Genomic DNA, 2,144 nt, shown 5'->3' with positions numbered 1-2,144 from the left:
TAATTTCCTCAACACCGCCGTCTTGCGCTCCTCAGAATATCCGCTCATCTCCGTTCACTTTCCGCCCCCAGTCCAAAATTAAATCAACTCGGGTGACGCGACATCTTCCCTGACACCGGGGGCCTGTCACGCACCTATCACGGCTGTAACTAGACTGTAAGTCGTATTGCCGCCGCCCATTTCCACGGTCATCAAATCCCTCGAGGACTTCCAGTGGTCTTAGCTCAAAACCCTAAACTTACCTTCGGGAAATTCAGACTGCTGGTGACAGTGATACACACTCATTGGAATGCAATACCCCGTCGTAGTCCAAGAACAGAATCATGCCTCGCCTACTTCCTCGTTTCGCTTCGCATCGCAATGGCCACAGGTTGTGCGCCACCACCCCCCATCAGTGTTGAGGCTTCCCGGAGCCCCACACGTCTCGCAAATTTCTGCTGATGTGGCTTCGGCCTGGCTAACGAGTTCCCGGATTGACTGAACCCTGGCGATGGGACGTATGCTCACCACCCCGCCTACGGACTCCACCCCAACTCCTTCAGACTGGCTTTCGCTGGAATCTGCTGGCGTGACTACATAGAACCGCAGCGTGCCAAATTTTTCTTTCACCTGTAGCGCGCGAGGCCATTCCTCAGACTGAGTATCCAGACCAAGTTTTTTGGCTTCTGCTTCAATAGCCGCAGAAAGCTTACGAATCAATTTATACCAACCGTCTCCACAACTGAACCCCCACTGCACGCAACTATCTTCCACGCCGGGCCGGGCATCCCGGTAAAGCACCGGAAAATCCTGGTACAGTTTTTGTGTGTTTTTCTCGTTCATGACTTCTCCTGTTCTGACCCTTCCGATAGCGCAACACGGTTTCCGGTGCTGGTCATACCTCCACCACCAGCCCAGGATCGAAATCTAAGTTCTCCGGGCCGGAGTTAAACAGCACATAGCCCCTGGGGTTACAAATCACTCGCGTTCCCTTGAGTTCATAGTCAAAACTGTCATGGGTGCGGCCGGCCCCCCCCATCAGGTGATCCGGGTTGGAGGCAAATGATGAAGTCTGCAAATTTAAGGCGCAGATCCGACAGAATATGGAATGTCATTAAAAAGTTCACCTATTTATGGTGGCATCCCCCTACATGAAACCAACCGACCGTCGTTGTTGCTCAATGCGGTTCCAAGGTGGCTGCAGAACATCCGACTTTTCCAGCAGGGATCGGCCGTAGGCAGATCGCAAGGCCCTTTGGAGTGCCCTCAGATCCATGGGCAAGCCAGCCAATCTCTGGATCACTGCAGGTTCAACCTCCAGTTTGGTCCGAGTCTGTTTTTCAAGAGCTTCGACCCAGCGATTCATAATAGCCATGCGCTGAGCCCAGTCTGGCTTCTGCACTTCGTAAATCCTGGACCGAGACAACAGGGCCTTGTCAATAAAGCCGGACTGGTTACTCGTCATTAACACAATCAAATGTGAGGCGTCCAGATTGACGCCCATCGAGATGTCTTTGAAATGCCGGGAAGTTTCAGGCTCTAACAGATCCAGCAGCACTGGCAAAATACTGTACTCGGGATCCGGGTTGACCTTGTCCACCTCATCCAGAAGCAGGATCGCCACCGCCGAATCCCCATTGGCAAAGAGATTAAAAATGTCACCTGGGGCCGCGTTCGTCCAGTGTGACGAAGTCCCAACGAGTGTGGCTGCGTGCTGCAAGTTTCCCGCGTTGATGTTCAGAAATGGAAGGCCAAATCTGGCGGCAAGTTCTTGCGCGAAGGCCGTTTTTCCAATGCCAGGCACCCCGTTCAGAAGTAACGGAGAAAAACGAAAATCTGAAGGACGACTGGCCGCAGCCAGGGCGAGTTCTTCCCCAATTCCTGAAATGGCTTGGGTAAAATTTGGAAAATGAGACTCCAGCTTTTTCATAACGCTGAGCAGATTGCCCAGTTTTGGCACCTGTCTTTTGCCATCATTTCGGAAGGCCAATTCGATTTCTGGCAGTAACCTGTTTCTATGGTCCGAATCGGCGCGCTTAACTTTTTTATACGCAGTCTCGAGCGAGCCCATGTCAAACACAGGAATCAATCGCGGTGACAAATTCGTAGCCCGTTTTTTAGTTTCCACCTGTGCCCTGGCGCCAGCAACTTTGAATTTATTTTTC

General features: G+C 52.1%; 2 protein-coding genes. Both read right to left on the bottom strand.

What is annotated here, in order from left to right; translation table 11 throughout:
• Positions 1 to 321: 321 nt before the first annotated feature.
• The gene (locus tag IV91_RS0113635; RefSeq protein ID WP_031599355.1) at positions 322 to 822 is read right to left on the bottom strand and encodes a hypothetical protein; all 501 of its coding nucleotides are present in this window, start codon (positions 820 to 822) and stop codon (positions 322 to 324) included.
• A 304-nt stretch (positions 823 to 1,126) separates the two neighbouring features.
• Complete coding sequence (locus IV91_RS0113625; protein WP_160171591.1) at positions 1,127 to 1,909, bottom strand: ATP-binding protein; 783 nt, start codon at positions 1,907 to 1,909, stop codon at positions 1,127 to 1,129.
• Between the last annotated feature and the right edge of the window lie 235 nt (positions 1,910 to 2,144).

This window comes from Ferrovum myxofaciens (genome assembly GCF_000735045.1).
Lineage (GTDB): Bacteria > Pseudomonadota > Gammaproteobacteria > Burkholderiales > Ferrovaceae > Ferrovum > Ferrovum myxofaciens.
The sequence above is the reverse complement of the archived record's forward strand: the minus strand, read 5'-3'. Positions and strand labels throughout refer to the sequence as shown.

Excerpts from the sequence above, each read along its gene's own strand:
- IV91_RS0113635 (WP_031599355.1), bottom strand. The coding sequence starts at position 822 with ATGAACGAGAAAAACACACAAAAACTGTACCAGGATTTTCCGGTGCTT.
- IV91_RS0113625 (WP_160171591.1), bottom strand. The coding sequence starts at position 1,909 with ATGAAAAAGCTGGAGTCTCATTTTCCAAATTTTACCCAAGCCATTTCA.